Origin of the sequence: Streptococcus mitis SK597 (assembly GCF_000148545.1) — a bacterium.
Taxonomy (GTDB): domain Bacteria; phylum Bacillota; class Bacilli; order Lactobacillales; family Streptococcaceae; genus Streptococcus; species Streptococcus mitis_C.
The window spans coordinates 1-4,484 of record NZ_AEDV01000021.1 but is presented as its reverse complement, the minus strand read 5'-3'; the positions used below and the strand labels follow the sequence as shown (position 1 = coordinate 4,484).

The 4,484-nt window shown below is 41.1% G+C and carries 5 protein-coding genes; all 5 read right to left on the bottom strand.

Going from position 1 to position 4,484, the window contains the following annotated elements; genetic code table 11:
* Nucleotides 1-73 precede the first annotated feature (73 nt).
* Entirely contained in the window at nt 74-922 is an 849-nt protein-coding gene (locus tag SMSK597_RS05440; protein WP_000762180.1) for a DegV family protein, read from the bottom strand.
* 1 nt (nt 923) lies between these two features.
* Nucleotides 924-1,298 (bottom strand): DUF1149 family protein, encoded by a 375-nt coding sequence (locus SMSK597_RS05435; protein WP_001050087.1) that lies wholly within the window; start codon nt 1,296-1,298, stop codon nt 924-926.
* Between the two features lie 73 nt (nt 1,299-1,371).
* Nucleotides 1,372-2,724, bottom strand: a complete 1,353-nt coding sequence (glmM, locus tag SMSK597_RS05430; RefSeq protein WP_000521448.1) for a phosphoglucosamine mutase — start codon at nt 2,722-2,724, stop codon at nt 1,372-1,374.
* Between the two features lie 24 nt (nt 2,725-2,748).
* Complete coding sequence (locus SMSK597_RS05425) at nt 2,749-3,528, bottom strand: CdaR family protein (RefSeq protein ID WP_001230938.1); 780 nt, start codon at nt 3,526-3,528, stop codon at nt 2,749-2,751.
* Nucleotides 3,515-4,372: a diadenylate cyclase CdaA gene (cdaA, locus tag SMSK597_RS05420; RefSeq protein ID WP_001011067.1), complete on the bottom strand. Its 858-nt coding sequence runs from the start codon at nt 4,370-4,372 to the stop codon at nt 3,515-3,517. The genes SMSK597_RS05425 and cdaA overlap by 14 nt, the downstream gene beginning before the upstream one ends.
* Nucleotides 4,373-4,484: the final 112 nt, after the last annotated feature.

The window sequence follows — 4,484 nt, the reverse complement described above, 5'->3', positions numbered from 1 at the left end:
AAGAACTATCTTTTTCACACAGGGTTCCAGGCGTGTTCAACTGCTAACTTCTTAACTAGTCTAGAAATGCTAACTAAATCACTGGAATATAACCCAGAGCAATACTTCCTGCTCCTAGGTGAGTTCCAATGACACTACCAAATGTAGCAAGTGAAATATCCGTACCCACTCCAGATTCAAGCAAGTGTTGACGCAACTCTTCAGCCTTTTCAGGAGCATTCCCATGAATGACAATGACCCGATATTGGCCTGAAGCCGTTGTTTCTTTGATAATTTCAATTAAGCGCTTGGTTGCTTTCTTTTCAGTACGAACTTTTTCGTAAACTTCAATCACACCTTGGTCGTTAAAATAAAGGATTGGCTTAATGCTCAGCAGATTGCCCAAAATAGCAGCACCATTTGAAAGACGTCCACCTTTTACCAAATGATCCAAATCATCGACCATGATAAAGGCTGACGTACGGCTGATTTGAATGGCTAGCTTATACTGAATGCTGGCAAAATCATCGCCCTGGTCACGCCAATTAAAGACGCTTTCAACCATGATACCCAGAGGAGCACTTGTAATCAAAGTGTCTGGAAAAGCAATGGTTAAGCCCTCATATTCATCTATCATATACTGGATATTTTGGTAAAAACCTGAAATTCCAGAAGATAGGAAAAGCCCCAAGGCATGGGTATAGCCTTGTTCTTTTAGCGAAGTTAAGATTTCATCTAACTTGGCAATACTTGGTTGACTGGTCTTAGGTAATTCAGATGCCTGAGCCATTTTTTGATAAAATTCCTCAGCAGTCAGATTGATACCTTCGACATACTCCTCACCATCAATATTGACAGGAATATCCAAGACATATAAATCTTCTCTTTGCAAGGTCTCTGCACTGAGATAGGCAGAAGAATCTGTGATAACAGCTAGTTTCATATTAGAACTCCAAATTGATTCCTGGTAAGTCTAATGCAATTTCAGTTACTTCGTAAGTCAAACGGTTGAGCATATTCAAACATGGACGAGCCAAAGTTTCCACTTCTTCTTGGCTCAATTCACTTGGTTCATTGACAATACGGCCATCGATATGATTTACCTGTGAAATGGTTCCACTGATGACAAACTTATCAAATACAATCATAAAGGTCAAGATGACAATCAAGGAAGTCACTTGATTTTCTTGGTCATGTTGGAGCAATTGGAAGTTCACATCCACCTTAGTTTCAGGAGCTCCATTTTCATTTTCCCATTCAAAATTACGCGCATCAAAATGATACTGACTAACAAATTCTTGTTCACGTTTAAGATTCATGTCTTTCTCCCTCGGCTACAATATTATAAGCTATTGTACCATAATTTTTTATTTTCATCTAGTTTTCTAGGATTTAGTCAATCCCGATTTCAGCTCGAACTACGTCTGCGATGGTATCAACATAGTAGTCTACTTCTTCTGTTGTAGGCGCTTCTGCCATGACACGCAAAAGAGGCTCTGTTCCACTTGGACGAACAAGGATACGTCCGTTCCCCGCCATTTCTTCTTCCATCTTTTCGATGATAGCCTTGATAGCTGGCACTTCCATAGCCTTTTCCTTCATGGCATTTTCCACTCGGATATTGACTAATTTTTGTGGATAAATGGTTACTTCTGCTGCCAACTCTGATAAGCTCTTACCAGTTTCCTTCATGATTTTAGTCAATTGAACAGCAGATAATTGACCATCACCTGTTGTATTGTAATCCATCAAGATCACGTGACCAGACTGTTCACCACCAAGGTTGTAGCCTGATTTTCTCATTTCTTCAACAACGTAACGATCGCCGACTGCAGTGACTGCCTTGTTAATGCCTTCACGGTCCAAGGCCTTGTGGAAACCAAGGTTAGACATAACAGTTGTCACAATTGTATTTTGGGCCAATTGTCCTTTTTCAGAAAGGTATTTCCCGATGATGTACATGATCTTGTCACCATCAACGATCTCACCATTTTCATCAACAGCAATCAAACGGTCACTGTCTCCGTCAAAGGCCAAACCGATAGCTGAGCCGCTTTCTTTGACCACTTCTTGAAGGGCTTCTGGGTGGGTTGAACCAACATTAAGGTTGATGTTAAGACCATCTGGTGTTTCCCCAATAACAGTTAATTGAGCACCAAGATCTGCAAAGATTTGACGGGCACTTGTAGAAGCTGCACCATTGGCTGTATCCAAGGTAACCTTCATTCCTTCAAGAGGAGTTCCAGTTGAAACAAGGTAGCCTTCATACTTACGCAAGCCTTCTGGGTAATCTACTAAGGTTCCCAAGCCTTCTGCACTTGGACGAGGAAGAGTGTCTTCCGCAGCATCTAGCAAGGCTTCAATTTCTGCTTCTTTTTCATCATCTAGTTTGAAGCCATCACCACCAAAGAACTTAATCCCATTATCAAGGGCTGGGTTGTGGCTAGCAGAAATCATGACACCTGCACTTGCTCCTTCAGTTTTAACCAAGTAAGCTACTGCTGGTGTTGCCAAAACGCCTAGTTTGTATACGTGGATCCCTACTGAAAGGAGACCTGCCACCAAGGCAGATTCTAGCATTTCCCCTGAAATACGTGTGTCACGTCCTACAAAGACTTTCGGTGCTTCCGTTTCATGTTGGCTGAGAACATAGCCTCCAAAACGTCCTAGTTTAAAGGCCAATTCTGGCGTTAATTCTACGTTAGCTTCTCCACGGACTCCATCAGTCCCAAAATATTTACCCATTTTTATAAAATCCTTTTCCTATTATTAATTCGTTTTTGAACTAGTTGCTTTCGTTGACGAAGATGTCTCCGACGAACTACTTGCACTTGAATTTGATGTGCTTGAACTTGGTATCACTGGTTTTGTAGTCACCTTCATTGTTGTGTCAAACGGAGTGATCACTACTGGTAAGACAACCCCATTGCGGTCGATTGCCTGCAAAGGTACTGAACCACTGTAATTACCTGTTATGCGTTCGCTGGTTGGTAAAAGCGCAATAACCTTATCAATCTTAGCTAATGTTTCCTGGTCAGTTGTGACCGAAACGCGTTCATTTGACACGGTTACACTATCAAGTTGTAGCTTGGGATCAATCTGGCTTTGGTCAACTTGTGGCACAACAATCATCCCATCTCGCTTAACCTTCTTCCCAACTTTCACTGTAATCTTTTGAGGCGTTGCCACAGCGGTCAATCCACTAGGAAGATTTTCAATATTCAAGGGAACTTCAATCGTTCCAACACTAGCATCTGTCAAATCCGCTGTCACTTTAAACTTACGAGTGCTTTCCTGCATTTCACTGGCCAAGGTCACACGATTGGCACCTGTCAGCACAACTGAAACCTCTGATGCAAATCCGCTAATGAAATACTGGTCATCATCATAGTGAATATCGATAGGAACGTTCGTTATCGTATTGGTGTAGGTCTCCGATTTGACCTGCCTTGCGGTATTACTATTTTGAAAGTTGGTTGACGTTGCATAGATAAATAAGACACAAGCAAAAAAGAGAGATGAAATGATATATAGACTATTTTTTCTCATATTTCCAACCTCCTAGCAAACGGTCTTTGAAACTAGCTTTCTCCTCAACAGCTGGCAAAAGAATTGCTCGTAGCTCTGCTTCAAATTCTTCAATCGTCAAATCATGCTTGAAAATCCCATTGTAGGTAATAGAAATACCACCTGTTTCCTCTGAAACGATGAAGGTCAAGGCATCGGATACTTCTGATAAACCAATAGCTGCCCGGTGTCTGGTCCCAAATTCCTTGGAAATCCCTGTACTTTCTGTCAAGGGCAGATAGGCAGAGGTCACTGAGATTCGATTTTCTCTGATAATTACAGCACCATCATGTAGAGGAGTGTTGGGAATAAAAATATTGATGAGGAGTTCTGCCGAAATTTTGGCATCCAAGGGAATTCCTGTCGCAATGTATTCTTGCAAGGTCCGAACTCGTTGAATAGCAACCAAAGCACCGATTTTACGAGGACTCATGTATTCAACTGACTTGACAAAGGCACGAATCATTTTCTCTTCTGCACTTATTTGAGTAGTAGAAAAGAAATCTGTCGCCCTTCCCAAGCGTTCCAAGCCAGTCCGAATCTCTGGAGAGAAGATAACAACCGCAGCAATGACCCCATAGGTGATAATCTGATTAATCAACCAAGAAATCGTTGTTAAACCAAGGATATTGGCCACGAACTGGGCTAGTACAAAAATCAAAACCCCCCGTACCAAAATCATAATCTTGGTGCCAGCTATCGCTTTTGTAAAACGATATAAAATATAGGCCACAATCAAAATATCAAACAGATTGATGGCAATACTCCAAGGACTAGAAAACAAGCTAGTCCAATATTGCAGATTGGATAATTGTTGAAAGTTCATCTGCTGTCTCCTCTCTGTCCAAACACGTTCCTCTCTATTATACCATTTTTCTGGCATTTTTTTCCCTATCCTACTTCATTTTAAATTAAAGAAAAAATATGATAAAATAAAC

What these genes read in the sequence shown, in the direction of transcription:
- SMSK597_RS05440 (WP_000762180.1), bottom strand. Translation starts at nt 922, where the DNA reads ATGAAACTAGCTGTTATCACAGATTCTTCTGCCTATCTCAGTGCAGAG.
- SMSK597_RS05435 (WP_001050087.1), bottom strand. Translation starts at nt 1,298, where the DNA reads ATGAATCTTAAACGTGAACAAGAATTTGTTAGTCAGTATCATTTTGAT.
- glmM (WP_000521448.1), bottom strand. Translation starts at nt 2,724, where the DNA reads ATGGGTAAATATTTTGGGACTGATGGAGTCCGTGGAGAAGCTAACGTA.
- SMSK597_RS05425 (WP_001230938.1), bottom strand. Translation starts at nt 3,528, where the DNA reads ATGAGAAAAAATAGTCTATATATCATTTCATCTCTCTTTTTTGCTTGT.
- cdaA (WP_001011067.1), bottom strand. Translation starts at nt 4,372, where the DNA reads ATGAACTTTCAACAATTATCCAATCTGCAATATTGGACTAGCTTGTTT.